We start from the raw sequence: 1,180 nt of genomic DNA on the forward strand, positions 1-1,180 counted from the left end.
ACCGATCTTCACTTCCTGAATGACTTAAATTTACGCTACCATGCCGTCCCTCAACCAAAAACTAGGGTTAGTCACGGCATGCAACGCACCATAAAAAAAATAATTAACGATCAAGGCCAAGTTGAGCTGGGCCATTTTAGCGAGCCAGTGAATCAATTAAACGGGCAAGACTTCGACTACCGAACTGTTATGGGCAAACCGGCTGGTTCACTGCGCCAACACTTTGCCTACAAGCAATTTCAGTATTTTGGTGCTATTGGCAAAGACCTCATCTTTGGTTGTGCCTTTGCAGATATTCGATACATCGGCGCGTGCTTCGCTTACGTCTTTCGTCCTTCGGATAAAAAAATGCTGACATGGCAATTCAAGTCACCGCTTGCTGCGGGGCTGAACATGGCTTGCAGAACAGACAACGACCAAAGCACCTTTAAATCAGGAAAGAATCACGCATCTCAAGTGTATGCATTGAATGAGAACGGAGAGCGCAGAAAGCACTTAGGGATTTCCTTTGGTAACGAGCTTAATATTGAAGCCTGGATGCATGAACCTAAGGACTATCAAACACAATCAGTATGCACACCTTGTGCGGTGAATGGTTGGGTTTATGCACAAAAAACCGCATCACTTCCCGTTCTAGGAACACTTAAATGTGAGCTTGGTGAGTTCGACTTGAGCGAACTGGACTGCTATGGGCACCACGATTTTTCTGCTGGCTATATGCGCCGAGACACATTCTGGAATTGGGCATGCTTTAGCTTACCACCAACAAACAGTCGTCCTGCTCTCGGTTTGAATATCAGCTGGGGAGTCAATGAGAGCGGTTTCTCTGAAAACTGCATCTGGATCGGAACACGTTGTATTGCACTCCCTCAAACACAGTTTTTCTATGATCGTGATAACAAAATGGGGCAATGGAAAATTCAATCCTCCGACGGCAGCATTAATTTAAATTTTGATGCCGAGGGAAAACATAGCGAAGAGTTGAATCTATTTGTATTAGCGACTGACTTTCATCAAATCTTTGGCAAATTCAACGGAACTATAGAAATAGTTGGAGAGCCCACTATCACAATTGAGAATGTATGGGGCTTTGTTGAACACCAATTTTCTCGTTGGTGATCCCTATCATCTTGGCCGAATAAGTAAATTGGATCATCCCCATCGCGCTGTGACTACTCGA

At 44.5% G+C, this 1,180-nt stretch carries 1 protein-coding gene; it reads left to right on the forward strand.

The features are described from left to right. A partial coding sequence (locus tag A3739_RS01500; protein ID WP_082878214.1) for a DUF2804 domain-containing protein occupies positions 1-1,119 on the forward strand: 1,119 nt, incomplete at its 5' end. Positions 1,120-1,180: the final 61 nt, after the last annotated feature.

Source organism: Oleiphilus sp. HI0067 (assembly GCF_001635735.1).